Below are 19,615 nucleotides of genomic sequence, written 5' to 3'. Positions count from 1 at the left end.
GAAGCGAGGAACAGCGAAGTGACGAACAGCGAAGTGACGAACAGCGTCGAGGAGTTGAAGCAGTTCGTCGGCGTGCACGCCAAGGGCCAGCAGATCCCGGACGTCGGCCGGGTGCTGGCGCGGATCTCCACCGACGGCCAGGGCCCCGGCTCGTGGACCGGCGAGTGGAGCCATGAGGCGGCGCTGCTCGAAGGACGCGGCGAGTACCTCCAGGCCTGTCGGCACTACATCATGGCGCGGTTCCCGTTCACCGGCTCGGCCGCCCGCCGGGAGGCGGCCGAGCGGGCGATCACCGCCTTCGAGCGCTGGCGGGCCGGCTCGGGCCGGCCCATCGAGCGGCTGGAGGTCGAGATCGAGGGCCGGCGGGTCGGCTGCTGGCAGTCCGGGCTGTCGGCCGCCGAGCGCCGTCCGCTGCTGGTGCTGATGGGCGGCAACGTGAGCGTCAAGGAGCAGTGGGCACCCAGCCTGCCGGTCTTCGGCCGCCTCGGTCTGGCGGCCGTGGTGGTCGACCTGCCGGGCATCGGGGAGAACCAGGTGCCCTACGACGAGAAGAGCCACCGCTTCCTGTCCGGGTTGCTGGACGCCCTGGCCGACCGGGCCGACGTGGCGCACAGCTACGCGCTGGCGCTCAGCTTCAGCGGCCACCTGGCGCTGCGCTGCGCGATGGACGACACCCGGATCCGGGGCGTGGTCACGGCGGGCGCGCCGGTCAGCGCGTTCTTCACCGACACCGGCTGGCAGCGGCGGATCCCGCGGATCACGGCGGACACCATGGCCCACCTGACCGGCGTTCCGCTGGCGGAGCTGGGCCACTGGGCGCTGCCCGCCGAGCGGCTGGCCGCCCTCGACATCCCGGTCTCCTACGTGGCCAGCGCCCGCGACGAGATCGTGCCGCAGGCGGACGTGCGGCTGCTGCGCCGACAGCTGCGGCAGCTGCGGGTGCTCGAACACGACGACGTGCACGCGGCGCCCGGCCATGTGGCGGAGAGCCGGTTCTGGTCCGCCCGGGAGCTGCTGCGGATGCGCGGGGTGCACGGTCCGCAGCGGCTGGCCCTCTCGCTCGCCTACACCGCGGCCCGGCTGCGCGCGGGGCTGCCGGCCGGGCGCTGAGCCACCCACCCGCAAGAGCCGGTCGACGATGCGTCGGCCGGCTTTGTGCCGCCTTAAGCACCGGCCGCCAGACTCCTGCTGCTTCCCCTTCCCTTTCCGACACCACACCCCTGCCCAGGAGGCGCCATGTCCGGCGACACCAGCAAGGAAATCCGCTTCACCGGCCTCAAGGAGGTCTCGCACATCCAGATGCACCTGCCGGAGAGCGGCAAGGAGGGCCCCGGCACCGCCGTGACCTTCCACTGCGAGCTGCTGGACGCCGACGGCAAGCAGCTCGGCAGCACCGTCGAGGGCTTCGCCCTGGTCTACCTGGACCCGGCGGACCAGCGGGTCAAGCAGCGGGTCACCGGCACCGACGAGTTCGAGGACGGCTCGGTGTACTGGAGCGGCATCGTCGACCTGGAGTCGATCATCAAGGGCGAGCCGCAGATCACCCGGGCCTTCGGCATCAGCGGCCGCTACCGGGGCAAGATCGGCACCCGCTCGCTGACCATCGTGGGCCGTGAGGATGCCACCACCACGGTGTTCACCACCGAGATCGCGCTGCAGGACTGAACGTCCCGGCCACTGGGCCCGGCCGGCGACTGCCGGTCGGCCCGAAGGCCGAAGGGCCGGCCCGCGGTGCCTGTTCGACACCGTGGACCGGCCCTTCGGCCGTCTCTCCTGCGCCGGCCCCGCAGGGCTCAGCCCTGCGAGCTCAGCGGCTGCCCCGCGAGCGGGGCGTGGGACTCCTCCGGCAGCTCCTCCAGGTCCACCACGTGCCCGCCGTGTCCCTTGGGCAGCAGCATGAGGACGAGGACCGCGCCGACCACCAGCAGCACCGAGGTGGTGACGGCGGCCTGGCCCATGCCGTGGATGTAGGCGTGGTCGGCGGCCTGGGTCAGCGCGCGGCCGGCCGCGCCGGGCAGCTGGGTCGCCACGCCGTGGGCGCCCTCCACGCTGGAGCGGGCCGCGTTCTGGGCCTCACCCGGCAGCCCGGCCACGGCCGAGCCGACCGTGCCCCGGTAGGCGCTGTTGAGCACGCTGCCCAGGATCGCCGAGCCGAGCGAGATCCCCACGCTCTGCATGGTCCGGGAGAGCGCGTTGCCCATGCCGGCCTGGCTGGGGGCGAGCGCGTCCAGCACGGTGTCCGCGGCCAGCGGCAGGCCCAGGCCCAGGCCGAAGCCGAAGACCACCAGCGCGAGCGCCACGATGCCGTAGCCGCTGTCGGGGTGGATCATCGTGAACATCGCCAGCCCGCCGGCGCTGACCACCATGCCCACCGGGATCACGAACTTCGCGCCGAACCGCGCGGCCTTGGCGTCGCTGATCCCGGCACCGCACAGCAGCGCGGCGATCATCGGCAGCAGCCGCAGCCCGGTGCCCTGCGCGTCGTTGCCCTGGACCACCTGCAGGAAGGGGCTGACCACGAAGAGGATGCCGGCCTGGGCGAAGCTGATCACCGCGAAGGCGACGGTGCCCCAGGTGAAGGTGCGGTTGACGAACAGCCGCAGGTCCACCAGCGGCGCGCTGGAGCGCCGCTGCCAGAGCAGGAAGGCGGCGATGAAGAGCAGGCCGCCGAGCAGCGGCACCAGGGTCCGGCCGCCCCACCCGTAGGTGGGCTGCTCGATGATCCCGTAGACCACGCCCATCACGCCGATCGCGGAGAGCAGCGCACCGGGCCAGTCCAGCCGCGAGGCGCCGGGGTCCTTGCTCTCCGGCACCAGGACCGCGACGCCGATCAGGCTGAGCAGCACCACCGGTCCGTTGATCAGGAAGACCGAGCCCCAGCTGAAGGAGGTGAGCAGCCAGCCGGCCAGCAGCGGCCCGAGCGGCAGCCCGAGGATCGCACCGACGGTCACGGCCGAGACGGCCTTGCGGCGGGCGGCCGCCTCGGGGAAGAGCGAGGGGAGGATCGCCATCACCATCGGCATGATGACCGCGGCGCCCGCGCCCATCACGGCGCGCATGGCGATCAGCGCGCCGGCGCTGGTCACCTGGCTGGCGATCACCGAGGAGACGCCGAAGACCACCAGGCCGCCGAGCACCATCTTGCGGCGCCCGACCTTGTCGCCCAGCTTGCCGATCGGCAGCAGGAGTCCGGCCCAGGCGAGCGTGTACGCGGCCTGGATCCACTGGAGTTGGGTGGTGGAGGCGTGCAGGGCGGTGGAGAGGGTGGGCAGGGCGGTGTACAGGATGAAGCTGTCCAGGCCGACCACGAGCACGCTCAGGGTGAGGGCGGCCAGCGCCCACCACTTGCCGTGGGCTCGCGGCGGGGTCGGGCTCGCCTGCGGGTCAGGCGTCTTCTTGGGCATCTGCTGTCTCCGATTCAGAGAGCGCACGCCGGCGCGGGGAGCACACAGCGGCTCGGGGAGCACACGGCGGCCGATTCACTGGATCCAGCATATGACTGGATTTCAAAATTGGTCAACAGCAGGAACGGGCAGCCCTGCCCACTCCCCGCACACGTCACCGCATCGTTGACCAAGTTTGAAAGTTGGTTCTACAGTGAGAAACATGAGCAACCCGAGCAGACTCCCGGCCGGCTCCAGTGCACGTCAGCTGCGCGCGGAGCGGATCCTGGACATCACCGCCGACCTGCTGATGGCGCACGGTTACCGGAAGGTCACGATCGACGACGTCGCCGGTCGGGCCGGGGTCGGCAAGGGCACGGTATACCTGCACTGGAAGACTCGTGAGGCGCTGTTCTGGGCGGTCCTGCAGCGCGAGGCGCTGCGGCTCTTCGACCACCTGCTGGACAGCCTGGCCAAGGAACCGCAGATGGCGCTGCCGCACCGCCTGATGCGGACGATCTTCCTGGAGATCACCCAACGCCCGCTGGTCAAGGCGCTGTTGCTGAGCGACCCGACCGTCCTGGGCAACCTGGCCGGCGACGAGACGGTCCGCTCGGCCCAGCAGGAGCTGGCGGAGAACGCCGACTACATGCTGCTGCTGAGCGAGCAGGGCGCGCTGCGCCCCGGCCTGACCCCCGAGGCGGCCGGCTACATCCTGGTCAACGTCACCCGCGGCTTCCTGACCGTGGACGAGCTCGGCGAGGACGACGGGCTGAGCGCCGACCAGCGCGCGGACCTGCTCGCGGACGTGCTGCGCCGCGCGCTGGAGACCGACGTGCCGCTGACCGAGGAGGCACTGACCGCCCTGAACGGCCAGGTGATCGCGATGTTCGCCGAGATGGCGCAGAGCCATCGCGAGCAACTGCAGCGCTCCTACTGACCGTTCGGTGCGCCGGTGGCGTGCCGGGGGTGTGCCGGAGGATGCCGAATAGGGGTGCTTCTCTGGGGTGCCGCTGGGGTTGTCGCGGGTGAGGGGGCGGACCAAGCTCGTCGCGGGACCACTCGCGCACGAGCAGCAGCCGCGCGGGTCCGGTCCGGCCCACTCCCCCAGCCGGCCTTCGGGCCGCGGCCCACGGGGCCTGCGCCGGGCCGTCCAGCTGTCCCAGCCCATCACACGGCGCCCGCCCTGCCGGCGCGGCCGACCGGCGCCACGCGCCACCACCCCGGCCACCGCCGCCCGCAGGGCCCGCCACGACCTAGGGAGAACGTGACAGATGCCGGACACCACGACCACCTCCGAGAGCACCTCCGCGGCCCCTGCCTTCCCGATGCCCCGTACCTGTCCGTACGCCCTGCCCCAGGGCTACACGGAGCTGCGCGAGAAGCAGACGCCGCTGCAGCGGGTCACCCTCTTCGACGGCACCGAGGCCTGGGTGGTCTCCGGCCATGCGCAGGCGCGCCAGCTGCTGGCCGACCACCGGCTCTCCTCGGACAAGCTCAACCCCGGCTTCCCGGCCATCAGCCCCGCGGAGAAGGCGCACCGCCCGTTCCGCACCATCACCGAGCTGGACCCGCCGGAGCACGACGTGCACCGCCGGATGCTGATCCCCGCCTTCACCGCCCGGCGGATCCAGGAGATGCGCCCGCTGGTCCAGCAGATCGTCGACGACCGGCTGGACACCATCGTCGGCAAGGGCCCGACCGTCGACCTGGTCGCCGAGTTCGCGGTGCACGTCCCCTCGATGGTGATCTGCCACCTGCTCGACATCCCCTACGAGGACCACGAGTTCTTCCAGGAGATGACCCGCAAGATCACCCAGGAACGCGGCACCATGACCGGCGAGGAGATCCAGCAGGTCCTCGGCCGGACCTGGGGCTACCTGGACGCCCGGATCACCAAGCTGACGAGCGACCCGCAGGACGGCCTGCTCTCGCTGCTGGCCACCGAGCGGGTCGCCACCGGCACGCTGGAGCACCACGACCTGATCGCCATGGCGCTGGTGCTGCTGGTGGCCGCGCAGGAGACCACCTCCTCGACGCTGGGCAGCGGGATCGTCACGCTGCTGGAGCACCCCGAGCAGCTGGCCCGGGTGCAGGCCGACCCGACGCTGTGGGGCAACGCGGTGGAGGAGGTGCTGCGCTACACCTCGGTGGCCGACATGGGCACCCGGCGCGGCGCCAAGGAGGACATCGAGATCGGTGGCGTGGTGATCCGCGCCGGCGAGGGCGTGATCATCCCCAACCTGCTGGTCAACCGCGACCCGCAGGTCTTCGCCGACCCCGACACCTTCGACGTGGGCCGCTCGGCCCGCACCCACCTGGCCTTCGGTCACGGCGTGCACAACTGCATCGGCCAGAACATGTCCCGCCTGGTGCTGGAGGTCGGCTTCCGGACCCTGTTCGCCCGGCTGCCCGGTCTGCGTCTGGCGGTGCCGGCCGAGCAGTTGGAGATGTCCCCGGCCGGCGGGGTGCAGACCCTGACCTCGCTGCCGGCCACCTGGTGACGGACGGGGAGAGCGCCATGGAGGCCGATGTGGAGATCAGCGTGGACCAAGGCCTGTGCCAGGGGGCGGCTCAGTGCCTGCGGACCGCTCCGGAGCTGTTCGACCAGGGCGACGACGGCCTGGTCGTGCTGCTCCGGCAGGCGCGCTCCGCACCGGAGAGAGCGGCCGCCCGCGAGGCGGCGCTGCTCTGTCCCGCGGGTGTCATCACCACCGGCGAGCCCGACTGACGGGCGCGCCGCTTCGAAGCAGACGCGGTGCCCGGCTCGCCAACGCACCGGGGACCGCGTCTCTTTCAGCCGCCGACCGGCTGAAAGGCAGCGGCCCGACCAGCTGACACCCCCTCAGCGGTCGGGCCGTTCTGTGTCCTGTGCTGTCCTGCGGTGCTCGCTCAGGCGTCCCGGGTGCGGAAGACGACGTACGCGGCGCCCAGCACACCGGCGGCCGTGGCCCCCAGCACGCCGAGCCCGGCGGCGGGGCCCAGCAGCGCCGGATCCCGGCGCACCGCCATCACCTGCGCGCCCGCCCTGGTCGGCCAGTAGGCGGCCACCCAGCGCGGCAGCGGCCCCGGCAGCGCGGGCGAGAAGGCGGGCACGATCAGCATGCCGCCGAACAGCGCACTCGCGGCGCCCGAGGTGTTGCGCAGCAGTCCGCCCAGGCCCAGGCCCAGCAGCCCGGCGCCGGCCAGGTAGGCGCCACCGCCGACCACGGCGCGCAGCGCCGCCGGATCGCTCAGCGCGGTGTGCGGCGCACCCTGGCGGGCCAGCATGGCCTGGCCCCCCAGGAAGCCGCCCACCGTGGTGGTCAGGCCCACCGGCAGCGCCGCCGCGCCGAGCACCACCGCCTTGGCGCCCAGCAGCCGGCCGCGGTCGGGCACCGCGGTCAGGCTGGTGGTCAGGGTGCCGGTGCTGTACTCGGAGGTGAAGGCGAGCGCGCCCAGCAGGCCCATGGTCACCTGGGCGACCAGGTGGCCGCGCAGGCTGATCTCGGTGGGGTCGAAGGCGAGCCGGTCGGTGGCGGACAGCGCGCCGTACTGCTCGCCGGCGGAGTTGCTGGTGAGCACGGCGAGCCCGGCCCCGGCGACCACCGAGCCGAGCGCCAGGTAGCGGCTGGAGCGGGTGGTGTGCAGCTTGACCCACTCCGAGCGCAGCAGGTCGCCGAAGCCGGGACGGTGCTCGGTGAACGGGCGGCCTCGGTCGAACGGGCTCAGCCTCCCCAGCCGGCGGGAGCGCCACCCGGACCGGGGGACCGGCGCCGGCTGCCGCTCGACCCGCGCCGGGACCGGTGGCCGGCCGGCCGCCAGGGGCGCGGGCTCCGGCTGCCCGGTGCCGGCCGTCAGCTCCATGAAAGCCTCCTCCAACGAGCGCCGCCGGGTGGCGAGTTCGTGGAGCTCCAGGCCGAGGGCGGCAGCCAGCTTGCCGATCCGGGCGCCGTCCAGGCCGGTGACCGCGAGCGCGCCGTCCGGCAGCAGGCGCACCGTCGCGCCGGCGTCGGTCAGCTCGCCGGCGAACGCCTGCGCGCCGGGAGTGCGCACCACCGTGTCGCTGTGCGCGGTGGCGTCGACGAAGGCGGTGACGCTGGTGTCGGCGAGCAGCCGCCCGCCACCGATCACCAGCAGGTGGTCGGCGGTCAGGGCCATCTCCGCCATCAGGTGGCTGGAGACCAGGACGGTGCGCCCCTCGGCGGCCAACTGCCGCATCAGGCCGCGGAACCAGACGATCCCCTCGGGGTCGAGACCGTTCAGCGGCTCGTCCAGCACCAGCACCGGCGGGTCGCCGAGCAGCGCGGCGGCCAGGCCCAGGCGCTGCAGCATGCCGAGTGAGAAGTCCGCGGCCCGCCGGTGGCCGGCCTGCCGCAGGCCCACCAGCTCCAGCACCGCGGGCACCCGCGCCGGGTCGATGCCGTTGCTGTGCGCCAGCACCAGCAGGTGCTGGGCGGCGGTCCGGCTGGGGTGCACCGCGCGGGCGTCCAGCAGGGCACCGACCTGGCGCAGCGGGGCGGGCAGTTCGGCGAAGGGCCGACCGTCGAAGGTCACGGTGCCGGCGCTGGGGGCGTCGAGCCCCAGGACCATCCGCAGCGTGGTGGTCTTCCCCGCGCCGTTGGGCCCGAGGAAGCCGGTCACCTCGCCGGGGCGCACGGTGAAGGTCAGGTCGTCGACCGCGGTGATCTCACCGAAGCGCTTGCTGAGCCCACGAACCTCAATCATCGGACCTCCGTCGGTTCGCTGATTTCACATGACCAGATATGAACTCCAGTCAACCACAGGTCAAGGGTGGCCAGGAGTCCGACGGCCGGGATCGGACCGGCTCTAACCGACTTCGCGGTGGCCGCTGTTCAGCTCGACCTTGCTCCGATAGGCCACCACCACCCGCCCCACCGGCTCGGGCGACCCCGACCGGGGCAGCGGAATCTGCAGGTCGGTGGGCAGATCGGCCCGCCGTCCGACCTTCAACTTGCGGTACACCCGGGTCAGATGCTGCTCCACGGTGCTGACGGTGACGTAGAGCCGGCTGGCGATCTCCCGGTTGGTGAAGCCGAGCGAGGCCAGCGCCGCGACCCGCAGTTCGGCATCGCTCAGCATGGCGGCACCGCCGTGCCCGGCCTCGTGCCGTACGGCCCCGTACGGCCCGCCCGGCTCGCCCGGCGTCTCCTTCAGCCCGTGCAGCAGCAGCTCGCGCAGCGGCTCGCACGCGCACTCGTCGGCCAGCCGCAGCGCCTGCTCGGCCAGTGCGCGGAACCGGTCCGCCTCGCCGAGCGCCCGGTGGGCCAGGCCCAACTCGGCGAGCGCATGGGCGAGTTCAAGCTGATCGCCGCCGGCCTGCAGATTGGTCACCGCCTCTCTGAGCAGCGCCGGGCGTCTACTGCCGGGGCCGCCGGCCTCGGCCAGCGCGCGCAGCGTGATGCCGCGGGTCCGCGAGCGCTCCTCGCCGACCTGGATCAGCTGCTCCTCCGCCAGCCGCTCGGCCTGCTCGCGCTCGCCCAGCCGCAGCAGGGCGGTGGCGGCCGCCGAGCGCCAGGGGATCAGCGCCGGCTGGTCGATGCCCCAGCGGCCCATCAGGTCGCCACAGGTCAGGAAGTCCGCGACGGCGGCGTCGAAGCGCTCGCAGGCCAGGTGGTGCCGACCGCGGGCGTAGAGGTAGTGCAGGCCGTAGCGGCTGTCCAGCATGCCCGGCGGGATCGGGTGGCTGATCAGCTCGGCAGCCTCCTCGTGCTTGCCCATCGCGGTCTTGGCCAGCACCAGGCTGGCCAGTGGTGCGCCCAGCGCCAACCCCCAGCTGCGCGGGGTGAGCCGGCGCAGCGCGAGCTGCCCGTGCCGCTCGGCCGCGGGCAGGTCGCCCTGCCGGATCGCCGCCTCGGCCCGGATCGCGCAGAGCACGGCGGTCCAGGTCGGGATCTGCCGGGCGGTGGCCTCGGCGAGCAGCGAGTCGCACCAGGCGGCCGCCCGGCCCGGCTGGTCCGCGTAGAGCAGGGTGAGCAGCGCAGCCTCGATCGACTCCATGCTGGTGTCGTCGAGCACCGAGGCCTGCAGGATCTGTTCGGCCCGGCTGACCGTCACCCGGTCCCCGCCGCCGGTCAGCACGGCGGAGAGCAGGATCGCGGCCCGCGACTGGAAGCTCGACAGGCTGGCCCGCGCCTTGCCCGCGGTCGGCGCGGCCGCCAGGCGCTCCAGCAGGCCCGGATAGCTGGTGCGCAGCCAGTAGCTCAGGCTGCCCAGCTGCGCGGCGGCTTCGGGGCCGTGCTCGCTGTCCTGGCTCAGGCGCTCCAGCAGCTCGACGGCCTCGTCCAGCCGGCCGTGCCAGAGCATCGTCTTCGCCAGCACGATCGCCTGGCAGCCCGGCAGCCTGCCCTCGCGGTAGGCCTGCGCCAGCGGGCCCAGGTGACGCACCGACAGCGCCGGGTTGACCCGCCATTCGGCCTGGAGCAGCAGGATCGCCGTCTCCAGCCGCTCCTCCTCGCTGGCGGCCACCCGGGTGGCCAGCCCCAGGAACTCGATGGAGAGTTCGGCCTGGTCCTCGCGCAGTGCCCGGCCGGCCGCGGCCCGCAGGATCTCCGCCACCCACGGCTCGCGGATCCGGCCCGCGGCCAGCAGGTGGTGGGCGATGCTGGTGGCCGAGGCGCCCATGGTGTGCAGCAGGCGGGCGGCCGAGCGGTGCAGCTCGGCACGCTGGTCGGCGGGCAGGTCGCTCAGCACGGCGGCGCCGGCCCGCGGGTGGCGGAAGCCGCCGTCGGCCACGAAGCCGGCCACCACCAGGTCCTCGATGGCCTGGGCGATGGTGCGGGCGTCCAGGTCGAGCAGCCGCTCCACCGTCTCGGGGTCGCCGGGGCCGTCCAACACCGCCAGCGCGCGGGCGACCGCGAGCATGGTCGGGCTGCCGCGGTGCAGGCAGGCCAGCACCGCCTGACCGTAGGAGTCGCCCACCTCCAGTGCGCCGCCCGCCGGTTCGTCGCCGGTGACCGTCATGGCCATCTGGCTGTCGTCCAGCAGCGCCCGCACCAGCAGCGGGTTCCCGCCGCTGACCGCGTGGTAGCGGGCCGCCCAGCCGGCGGCCCGCTCACCGCCCAGCTCCGGGGCGAGCAGGCGCTGCACCCCGGCCACCGACAGCGGGCCGAGCCGGATCCGCCGGAAGCCCGGCTGGCGCAGCAGCTCGACCCGGAAGAGCGGGTTGCGGCGCTGCTTGTGCTCCGACTCGTTCAGCACGAAGAGCACCCGGGAGTACCGCAGCCGCCGCATCAGGTAGAGCAGGCTGTCCAGCGAGGCCGCGTCCGCCTCCTGCATGTCGTCGACCGCGATCACCACCGGGTGGTCGGCGGCCACCTGGGCGATTCCGGCGTGCAGGCTCTCCAACACCGTCTCTTCGGCCAGGACTTCGCCGCCCGCCTCGCCGGCGGTGCCGGCGGTCACCGCCGCCAGCACCGCGGAGATCGACTCGGCGCGCTGCGGCGCGCAGCGCGCCGAGCGGAGCAGCTGGCTCAGCACGCCCATCGGGGCCGAGCGGGTGCCCTCCGAGGCGAGCGCGGTGAGCACCACCGCGCCCTGGTCCATCGCGCTCTCCGCGAAGGTGTGCAGCAGCTCGGTTCTGCCGCTGCCGACCGCCCCGCTCACCAGGGCGACCCGGCATCTGCCGAGCATGCTGGCGCGCAGGAGCGCATCTAAGGAAGCGAGCTCGTTTTCGCGCTCGACAAGTGTGATCGTCACAATTCCCCCTACGTCACAGGCAACTGACACCAGCTCGCCGCACTGGTTCCGTGTCGTGCGAAATCCCGCCCCGCAGCAGTTCCGGGCCGCCCCGCGGCGGGCTCCTTGCCCGGCCCTGGCAAAATCATTCCCAAGGCCGGCGAATCGCCGTGCACGTGCTGTTCCGAGAACCCGGGTGTTCGCCGGGGATTTGCCGTCCGGCCGTTCGGGCTTCCGCTCCTGCCGAGTACCGACAGGGAACGCCCTACCGTCGGGAACGGCCCACAGGGTTGAGGTGGTTCACGCCGAGACCGCCGACCGGCCCCGGTCGGCCCCCGCACCGCCGACCGGCGCGAGAACCGCTCCCCCTTGATTCCTGACCCAACTCCTGACCCTCGCGCCCCGCCGCGACTGAAGGCGCCGGGCGTGACCTGTCGGGGCTCTGGGCATCGCGCCTCCTCCGGACCGCCGGGAGCGGCCCATCGCGATCAGGATCGTCTCGAATGTATGACTGTCCGTGAAAAATAGTCAACCTCACACTTCGGCTCGGCCCGAAGCCCGGGGTTGGGCGGGCTTTAGACCCGGTGCCCATTCTGAATCCCGTGCCGCAGGTATCTCCGTATGTGCCTGTGCCAGATGTGCCTGGACACCCGGTGACCACACCGTGGTCACAAACCTGGCCCGCCCATGCGAGCGAAGTGAGGTTCGATGCCTGAGACCAACGCGAGCGTTGCCGTCGCCGACCATCCGCTGACCCGCAGCGACGTGCTGGAGGCCAAGGAACGGCTGACCGGACGCGTGCGGCGCACCCCGGTGGTGCGCAGTGACGAGCTGGACCGCCGGGCCGGAGCACGGCTCTGGCTCAAGGCCGAGAACCTGCAGCGCGGCGGCTCGTTCAAGGTGCGCGGCGCACTCCTCGCGGTCGAACGCCTGGTGGCGGGCGGCAGCGTGGGCATGGTGGCGCAGAGCACCGGCAACCACGCCATCGCCGTCGCCCTGGCCGCCCGCGAACTCGGCGTCCCGGCCACCCTGGTGCTGCCCGAGGACGCCGCGCCGACCAAGATCCGCCGGATCCGCGAGGCCGGCGCCGAGGTGGTGCTGGCCGGCACCGTGCTGGCCGAACGGATCGCCGTCGTCGAGGATCTGCGCGACCTGCGCGGCTACGACGTGGTGGACCCGTACCAGAACCGCGACGTGGTCGCGGGCCAGGGCACCGCCACCGCCGAGCTCCTGGAGCAGGTCCGGGCCGAAGGGCAGCGGCTGGACGCGGTGGTGCTGCCGGTGGGCGGCGGCAGCGCCGTGGCCGGCGCCTGCCTGGCGGCCGCGGGCGAGCGGGTCGCGGTGATCGCGGCCGAGCCCTCGGCGGTGCCCGCGCTGACCGAGGCACTGCGCCACGGCGAGCCGGTGAACGTCCCGGTGGGCTCCACCATCGCGGACGGGCTGCGCCCCGACCGGATCGGTCAACTGCCCTTCGACACCTGCCGCGAAGCACTGACCGAGGTGCTCACCGTGGACGAGGCGGAGATCGCCGAGACGATGTGCGTGGCACTCACCCACACCCGCCTGCTCATCGAGCCGGCCGCCGCCACCGCGCTGGCGGCGGCGCTGCGGCTCGCGGTCGCCCCGCGCTGGCAGGGCCGCAACATCGGGGTGCTGCTCTCCGGCGGCAACGTCGAGGAGCGCCTGGTGGCCGCCCTGCTGACCGAGTACGCCGCCCAATGACGCCCGTTTGACGCCCGTTTCACCAGACCGGAGGTTTCCCGTGGCCATGTTCAAGGCTGTGCTGGTCGGCGGCCCCGTCGCGATCGACGACCAGGACCGGATCCGCCGCACCGACTCGCTCCACGAAGCCATCAAGTACCACCGCTACGGAGGCTACGAGCACTTCCGCCACAGCGGCGCCTTCGTCTGGCTGGACGGCGAGCAGACGGCGGTCTTCGAGTGGACGGCCCGCACCGCGGTCGCGGAATGAGACGCGGATGACCACGGGGCCCGGCCGGATATTCGGCCGGGCCCCAACGGTTATCCGGACCCCCAATGGTTATCCGGGCCCCATGTTATCCGGACAATGCATTCTCCCATGCGTTCTCCAACAGAAAGGGCCCCGGCCGGACATCCCGGCCGGGGCCCGCCTTCCGCGGCTTTTTCGGCTAACCGTTCAGCAGGGCGGAGACCGCCGCCGCGAGTTCCTTGTCGGCCAGCATCACGCCGTGCTCGACATCGATCTCGATCTCCCGGGAAACCGCCAGCCGCTCGCCGCCGACCCCGGCCGCACGCATCGCCCGCAATCCGCTCAGCGGGCTGGCCGAGCTGAAGGCCACCGCGTCGTGCCACAGGTCCAGCGGGTCGATGTCGGCGGCCGCCGCCAGATAGCACAGAAAGGACTCGAAGACCGAGAACAGTTCCTCGCGCCGCGCCTCGTCCAGCCCGACCCGGGTGAAGGCCGGTTCGCCGATCTCGCGGATCAGTGCGATCAGCCCGTCCTTGAGCGCGCCGATCTCCGGGGTGCGGTCGTGCAGTTCCGCGCCGGCCTTGCGGGCGGTGGCCACGTCCTCGTCGGAGATCACCGAGGCCATGAAGCCGACCACCTTGTGGTACTGCCACATCAGCGTCTGGGCGGCCGAGACCTCCGGGTCGAAGATCACCAGCAGCGGCCGCTCCTGCTGCCAGCTCGCGATCCGCTCGACCAGCGCGGCCGCGTAGACCGAGCCGGCGCAGAAGCCCAGCACCGCCTTGATCTTCGGGCGCTCGGCGGCCAGCGGCTCGGCCCAGTGCGCGATGTAGTCGGCGCCGGTGCGCGCCCGGGCGCCGCCGCCGGGCGGCGGGGAGCTCTCCCAGACCCCGAAGTCGGTCTGCAGATTGGCCACCAGATCGGAAAAGCGCGCCTCCGGACGGCCGGTGGTGTCGAAATCCACCGCGAGAACGATCTCGCCGGATTCACCGCCGTCCACCAGGGTCTGCCACGAGCCGGACTCCGCCATCACCACTCCTTGGTCATGAGCCAATAATCCTGCTGGAATTCTAGAATTGCCGCCCGGTCGCGACAGCCCCCTAATACCCCTAAAGACCCCCTAGCCCGCCGCCGGGCCGCAGAATTCGATGGGAGGAACGGTTAGGGGTACCGAGCCGCAATGCGGCACTTGTAAGGTCGGCCCGGAATACGTCAGCCCTGTCGTACCTCGGCCCTGAAATACCTCAGCACGGGGAAATACGCTCACGCCCACACCGCAAGGGAGGATCCCATGGGACCCGCAGCGAAATCCGGCGCCGCACCCGCCGGCCGATCCACGCGTGATCTTTTGGCGGCGACGCGCAAGGAAGAAGCCATGTGGCTGCTGGAGCGCCTGGTCCCGGAGGCGGCCGCGAACAACCTGTCGCTGGCGTTCCAGGTCGAAGGCAAGCTCGACACCGCCGCCCTGCAGGCGAGCCTGGACGTGATCGTCCAGCGGCACGAGGTGCTCCGGACCGTCTACTTCACCTCCGGCGCCGAGCTGATGAAGGCGGTCGTGCCGGGGGCGGACTTCGCGGTGCCGATCGAGGAGTTCGACGAGTTCACCCCGGACACCGCCGACATCGAGCTGTCGCTGCGTCCCTACGTCACCCGCCGGTTCGCCTTCGACGGACGGCCGCTGGTACGCGCCGGCCTCTTCCACCACCCCGACGGGCAGGTGGTCTGCCTGGCCTTCCACCACCTGGTCTACGACATCATCTCCGGCACCACGCTGCTCCAGGAGCTGGTGGCCGCCTACGACCGGCTCGCCGAGGGCGCGGCCGTGCCCGCCGAACTGCTCGCCCCCGTCGCCACCTTCCACGAGCCCGAGCCGACGGCGCAGAGCCTGGCCTACTGGCGCGAGCAGCTGGAGGACTTCGACCCGGAGGCGCTCGACCTGGCCTGCGGTGCGGCCGACGGCGCCGATCCCACCCTGAAAGGCGACCAGGTCGGCTACCAGCTCTCCGACCAGGCGCGGGCGGCGGTGGCCCGGCTCCAGCGCGAGGCGCGCGCCCCGGAGGCCGTGGTCCTGCTGGCCGCCTACTACGTGCTGCTCGCCGCGCACGGCGCCGGCCCCGACATCACGGTCGGCTCACCGGTGAGCGTGCGGCCCAAGGAGGCCCCGGGCACGGTGGGGCACCACACCAACGTGCTCCCGCTGCGGGTGGCGGTCGACCCCGCCGAGGGCTTCCGTCAGCTGGTGCGGCGGGCCCGCGACACCTACTTCAGCGCGCTGGGCCACGCGGACGTGCCGGTGGACAGCATCTCCGACCTGGTGCCGCGGGCCGGCTCGTCCTGGCGCAACCGGCTCTGCCGGCACCTGTTCAACTACTTCCCGCAGCTGGGCCTGACCAGCGAGCTCGCGGTCAGCGGCCGCCGGGCCCGGCCGCTGGTGGTGGAGAACGGCTACAGCAAGTTCGACCTGGAGTTCTTCCTGGCCTCCTCCGAGACCGGCATCCGGATCATCGCCCGCTACGGCACCGACAAGCTGGACCGGGCCGACGTCCAGGCGCTGCTGGCCCGTTACGACGCCCTGCTGGTCTCCTGCGCCGCCGACGCCGACCTGCCGATCGGCGAACTGGTGGTCTGGAGCGAGCAGGACCGGGCGGTGATCGCGGCCGCCAACGACACCGCCCGGCGCTTCGAACGCACCGACGTGCCCGCCGCCGTGCACGCGCACGTGCTGGCCCACCCGCAGGCCGTCGCTCTCGAACAGGGCGAACGCACCGTCAACTACCGCGAGTTGTGGCACGCTGCCGTCACCACCCGGGACACCCTGAGGCAGGCCGGCATCGGGGCGGGCGACGTGGTGGCGATCGCCGCGGCCCGCACCCCCGAGCTGACCGCCACCGTGCTCGGCGTCTGGCTGGCCGGGGCCGCCTACCTGCCGGTCGACCCCGAGCACCCGGCCCAGCGGGTGGCCTACCTGCTGACGGACTCCGGCGCCAAGGTCGTCCTCACCGACCGCGAGCTGCCGCTGCCCGCCGACCGCGCGATGCTGCGACTGCCGCTGACCCGGGTGGGCCTGCCGGTCAGCGCCCGCACCGACCCCGGGCCCGCCCCGGTGATCGACCCGGCCGCGCCCGCCTACCTGATCTACACCTCCGGCTCCAGCGGCCGCCCCAAGGGCGCGCTGCTGCCGCACCGCGCGATCTCCAACATCGCGGCCGACTACACCGTGCGGCTGCGCCTGACCTCGCGGGACGCCACGCTCTGGATGACCACCTTCGCCTTCGACATGGCCAACCTGGAGCACTACGTGCCCCTCTACTCGGGCGGCCGGATCGTGATCGCACCGGACGAGGCCCGGGTGGACGGCCGGGTGCTGCTCGACCTGCTCATCCGCCACCAGCCGGGCGTCGTCCAGGCCACCCCCACCACCTGGCGCCTGGTGCTCGACCAGGTCAAGGGCGAGCTCGCCGGGCGCCGGGTGGTGATCGGCGCCGAGCCGCTGCCCATCCCGCTCGCCGAGCAACTGCTGGCCACCGGCTGCGAGTTGCACCACGCCTACGGACCCACCGAGACCACCACCTGGTGCACCTGGGGCATCCTGGGCGGCGAGCTGGGCGAGCGCCCGCACATCGGAAAGCCGATCTGGAACACCCAGGTGATGGTGGTGGCCCCCGACGGCCGCGAGCTGCCGGTGGGCGTGCGCGGCGAGCTGTGGATCGCGGGCAGCGGCGTCTCGCTCGGTTACCACCAGCGCGCCGAGCTGAACGAGGCCCGGTTCGGCGAACACCCCGTCCACGGGCGCTACTACCGCAGCGGCGACCTGGGACGCTGGCGGGCCGACGGCAACCTGGAGGTGTTCGGGCGCTCCGACCGGCAGGTCAAACTGCGCGGCAACCGGATCGAGCTGGGTGAGGTGGAGGCGGCCGTGCTCGGCCACCCGCAGGTGAAGGCGGCCGCGGCGCTGGTGCTCGGGGACCGCAGCGCGGACGGCCGCCTGGTGGTCTTCGTCGAGTCCACCGCCGGGCCGGACATCGCCGACGGGCTGTGGGAACACGCCCGCACCGAACTGCCCAACTCCGCCATCCCCCAGGACTTCATCGTGGTCGACGCACTGCCCACCAACGCCAACGAGAAGGTCGACTACCTCGCCCTGGAGGCGCTGGCCCTCGCCGGCCAGGGCCCGGAGGCCGCCGCCGGGGCGGAGCAGGATCCGGACGACGAGCTGACCCGCACCGTCATCGCGCTCTACCGCGAGCTGCTGGGCCGCGACGACGTGTCGGCGCAGACCAACTTCTTCACGCACGGCGGGCATTCACTGCTCGGCGCGCAGCTGCTGCAGAAGCTGGAGGAGCGCACCCAGGTCGCCGTGAAGCTGGCCGAGCTGTTCTCCGCCCCGACGCCGGCCCAGCTGGCCGCGCACCTGCGCGCCGCCGGCTGAGCCGCGCCAGGGCCGTACCCCCGCGTCGGCCCGGACACCCCTGCTGGGGCGTCCGGGCCGGCGTTCTGCTGTCCGCCCCGGCGGTCGCTGATTCGAACACCCCTAGCGACAGAACGTGATAGCCGCTCGTCGGACATCCGGGCACCGGGGTGCTCCAATCCGCCCCCCTAACCAACCCCAACTCCCCGAGCGCGCGGTAGGAGCCCGCGGAGCCCCCTGTGGGGGTGAACCTCAAATCCCGCTCAAGCCCGGCTAGGGGCGCAGTGGGGTACCGGTGGCCGCGACGGGCTCCATAGACTCGAACCGTTCTCGCCGCGCACCAGCCGCCCACCACGGCGGGCGGTGACGCTGGACAGGATCGTTCTTCCCCATTCCCCGGCCGCTCAGGCATCTTGACGCTACGTCAACAGCAACGCGCCGTGCGGCAGCTCGCGATGGGTTCCCTCACGTGGAAGGAGCAGAAGATGACGTCCGTTCCCAGGTCCGCCGGAGAGTGGGTCCGCCGTTTCCACCCGGCTCCCGAGGCCGAACTGCGCCTCGTCCTCTTCCCGCACGCCGGCGGGTCGGCAAGCTACTACTTCCCGTTCTCGCAGGCCCTGGCACCGGACATAGAAGTCCTGGCCCTGCAGTATCCCGGCCGCCAGGACCGGCGCGGCGAGGAGTGCATCACCAGCATCCCGGAGCTGGCCGACCAGGTCCACCACGAGCTGCTGCCCTGGATCGAGGGGGAGTTCGCCTTCTTCGGCCACAGCATGGGCTCGATCCTCGCCTTCGAGGTGGCGCAGCTCCTGCGCGAACGGCACGGGCGGCAGCCGCGGTGGCTCTTCGCCTCCGGCTACCCGGCCCCCTCCCGGCTGCCCTCGGGTACCGTCCACCTGCGCGACGAGGCCGGTGTGGTGCGGGAGTTGCGCGAGGTCGGCGGCACCGATCCGCAGTGGCTGTCGGACCCGGACCTGCTCTGCGCGATCCTGCCCGCGGTCCGCGGCGACTACCAGGCGATCGAGACCCACCGCTGGCGGCCCACCGCGCCGCTGGACTGCCCGATCACCATGCTGGTCGGCGACCAGGACCCGCACACCTCCGCGGACCAGGCCGCCGCCTGGCGCGACCACACCGCCGGGGAGTTCGCCCTGCGGGTCTTCCCCGGCGGCCACTTCTACCTGGAGGACCACCGGGAGGCGGTGGTGGACCTCGTCACCGGCACCCTGGCCGGCGCCCGAAGCGCCGCCCGGGCTGAGGGGAGCGCCTCGTGAAGTACCAACTCCTCGGCTCCCTGCGGGTGATCGACGGGAACTCCACCACCTTTCTCAGCGCGCAGAAGGTGGAGACCCTGCTGGCCGCACTGCTGGTCCGCTCCGACCACGTGGTCACCACCGACCAGTTGATGAACGAGCTCTGGGGCGAGCAACTGCCCCGGCGGGCCTCGGCCGGCCTGCACGTGTACATCTCGGAACTCCGCAAATTCCTCAACCGCCCCGGCCGGGCGGACTCCCCGATCGTCACCAGGTCCTCCGGCTACATGCTGCGGCTGCGCAACGACGAACTCGACCACCAGGCCTTCCTCGACCTGACCGAGCTGGGACGCCGGCACCTGCGCGAGCAGAACCACGAGGAGGCGGTGGACTGCTTCGAACGCGGGCTCGCACTGTGGCGCGGCCCGGTGCTGGGCGACCTCGGCGACGGGCCGATCCTGCGCAGCTTCGCCACCTGGCTCACCGAAGTACGCCTGGACTGCGCGGAGATGTACGTGGACGCCCGGCTGCAGCTGGGCCGCCACCGCGAGTTGGTCGGCTACCTCTTCTCGCTGATCGCCGAGAGCCCGCTGCGCGAGACCTTCTACCGGCAGCTGATGGTCGCGCTCTACCGCTCGGAGCGGCGGGCCGAGGCCCTGAAGGTGTACCAGTCGGCGCGCAGCACGCTCATCGACGAGCTGGGCCTCGAACCCTGCTCGGCGCTCCAGGAGTTGCACCGCGCCGTGCTCGCGGCCGACGACCGGGTGCTGGTGGCCGCCGGCTGACCCGACGTCCTGTAGACGCTGTGCCCCGGCGAGCCGGGGGGGGGCCCCCCCCCCCCGGGGGGGGGGGGGGCGCCCGCCCCCCCCCCGGGGGGCGCCCCCCCCCCCCCGGGGGGGGGGCGCCCCCGCGCCGGGGCACACCCCCCCCCGCCGCGGGGGGC

14 protein-coding genes are annotated in these 19,615 nt (G+C 72.7%); 10 read left to right on the top strand and 4 right to left on the bottom strand.

Annotation, left to right across the window (positions count from 1 at the left end; translation table 11 throughout):
• The first annotated feature begins 18 nt into the window (after window positions 1-18).
• The gene (locus ACFZB9_RS16340; RefSeq protein WP_391447609.1) at window positions 19-1,110 is read left to right on the top strand and encodes an alpha/beta hydrolase; all 1,092 of its coding nucleotides are present in this window, start codon (window positions 19-21) and stop codon (window positions 1,108-1,110) included.
• Between the two features lie 126 nt (window positions 1,111-1,236).
• Window positions 1,237-1,665, top strand: coding sequence for a hypothetical protein (locus tag ACFZB9_RS16335; RefSeq protein WP_391447607.1), 429 nt, complete (start codon window positions 1,237-1,239; stop codon window positions 1,663-1,665).
• A 128-nt stretch (window positions 1,666-1,793) separates the two neighbouring features.
• Here the strand turns inward: ACFZB9_RS16335 and ACFZB9_RS16330 are convergent, their stop codons facing one another.
• Window positions 1,794-3,404 carry an MFS transporter gene (locus tag ACFZB9_RS16330; protein WP_391447605.1) on the bottom strand — a complete coding sequence of 537 codons (1,611 nt, stop codon included), beginning with the start codon at window positions 3,402-3,404 and terminating at the stop codon, window positions 1,794-1,796.
• Window positions 3,405-3,606: 202 nt separating this feature from the next.
• Here ACFZB9_RS16330 and ACFZB9_RS16325 point away from each other — a divergent pair, with 202 nt between their 5' ends.
• The 3 genes from ACFZB9_RS16325 (at window position 3,607) to ACFZB9_RS16315 (ending at window position 6,114) form a co-directional block, all read left to right on the top strand.
• The gene (locus ACFZB9_RS16325) at window positions 3,607-4,323 is read left to right on the top strand and encodes a TetR/AcrR family transcriptional regulator (protein WP_391447603.1); all 717 of its coding nucleotides are present in this window, start codon (window positions 3,607-3,609) and stop codon (window positions 4,321-4,323) included.
• 334 nt (window positions 4,324-4,657) lie between these two features.
• Window positions 4,658-5,887: a cytochrome P450 gene (locus tag ACFZB9_RS16320; RefSeq protein WP_391447602.1), complete on the top strand. Its 1,230-nt coding sequence runs from the start codon at window positions 4,658-4,660 to the stop codon at window positions 5,885-5,887.
• A gap of 17 nt (window positions 5,888-5,904) precedes the next feature.
• Window positions 5,905-6,114, top strand: a complete 210-nt coding sequence (locus ACFZB9_RS16315; protein ID WP_391447600.1) for a ferredoxin — start codon at window positions 5,905-5,907, stop codon at window positions 6,112-6,114.
• Between the two features lie 161 nt (window positions 6,115-6,275).
• On the opposite strand, the gene ACFZB9_RS16310 is transcribed toward ACFZB9_RS16315, so the two are convergent.
• Together ACFZB9_RS16310 and ACFZB9_RS16305 are read right to left on the bottom strand one after the other, a co-directional pair.
• Complete coding sequence (locus ACFZB9_RS16310) at window positions 6,276-8,090, bottom strand: ABC transporter ATP-binding protein (protein ID WP_391447598.1); 1,815 nt, start codon at window positions 8,088-8,090, stop codon at window positions 6,276-6,278.
• Window positions 8,091-8,192: 102 nt separating this feature from the next.
• A complete protein-coding gene (locus tag ACFZB9_RS16305; RefSeq protein ID WP_391447596.1) occupies window positions 8,193-11,081 on the bottom strand; it encodes an ATP-binding protein in 2,889 nt (962 codons plus the stop codon).
• A 687-nt stretch (window positions 11,082-11,768) separates the two neighbouring features.
• Between ACFZB9_RS16305 and ACFZB9_RS16300 the strand changes: the two genes are divergently transcribed.
• The gene (locus ACFZB9_RS16300; RefSeq protein WP_391447595.1) at window positions 11,769-12,782 is read left to right on the top strand and encodes a threonine/serine dehydratase; all 1,014 of its coding nucleotides are present in this window, start codon (window positions 11,769-11,771) and stop codon (window positions 12,780-12,782) included.
• A gap of 46 nt (window positions 12,783-12,828) precedes the next feature.
• Window positions 12,829-13,032, top strand: coding sequence for a DUF5988 family protein (locus ACFZB9_RS16295; RefSeq protein WP_391447594.1), 204 nt, complete (start codon window positions 12,829-12,831; stop codon window positions 13,030-13,032).
• A gap of 178 nt (window positions 13,033-13,210) precedes the next feature.
• On the opposite strand, the gene ACFZB9_RS16290 is transcribed toward ACFZB9_RS16295, so the two are convergent.
• Window positions 13,211-14,041: a hypothetical protein gene (locus ACFZB9_RS16290; RefSeq protein ID WP_391447592.1), complete on the bottom strand. Its 831-nt coding sequence runs from the start codon at window positions 14,039-14,041 to the stop codon at window positions 13,211-13,213.
• Between the two features lie 345 nt (window positions 14,042-14,386).
• Between ACFZB9_RS16290 and ACFZB9_RS16285 the strand changes: the two genes are divergently transcribed.
• The 3 genes from ACFZB9_RS16285 to ACFZB9_RS16275 all read left to right on the top strand — a co-directional run bounded on the left by ACFZB9_RS16285 (window position 14,387) and on the right by ACFZB9_RS16275 (window position 19,457).
• Window positions 14,387-17,440: an amino acid adenylation domain-containing protein gene (locus tag ACFZB9_RS16285; protein ID WP_391447591.1), complete on the top strand. Its 3,054-nt coding sequence runs from the start codon at window positions 14,387-14,389 to the stop codon at window positions 17,438-17,440.
• A gap of 464 nt (window positions 17,441-17,904) precedes the next feature.
• On the top strand, window positions 17,905-18,693 hold the full coding sequence (locus ACFZB9_RS16280) for a thioesterase II family protein (protein ID WP_391447589.1): 789 nt from the start codon (window positions 17,905-17,907) through the stop codon (window positions 18,691-18,693).
• On the top strand, window positions 18,690-19,457 hold the full coding sequence (locus tag ACFZB9_RS16275; RefSeq protein ID WP_391447588.1) for a BTAD domain-containing putative transcriptional regulator: 768 nt from the start codon (window positions 18,690-18,692) through the stop codon (window positions 19,455-19,457). The genes ACFZB9_RS16280 and ACFZB9_RS16275 overlap by 4 nt, the downstream gene beginning before the upstream one ends.
• Window positions 19,458-19,615 lie beyond the last annotated feature (158 nt).

Origin of the sequence: Kitasatospora sp. NPDC008050 (genome assembly GCF_042957465.1) — a bacterium.
In the GTDB taxonomy this organism is placed as follows: domain Bacteria; phylum Actinomycetota; class Actinomycetes; order Streptomycetales; family Streptomycetaceae; genus Kitasatospora.
The sequence above is the reverse complement of the archived record's forward strand: the minus strand, read 5'-3'. Positions and strand labels throughout refer to the sequence as shown.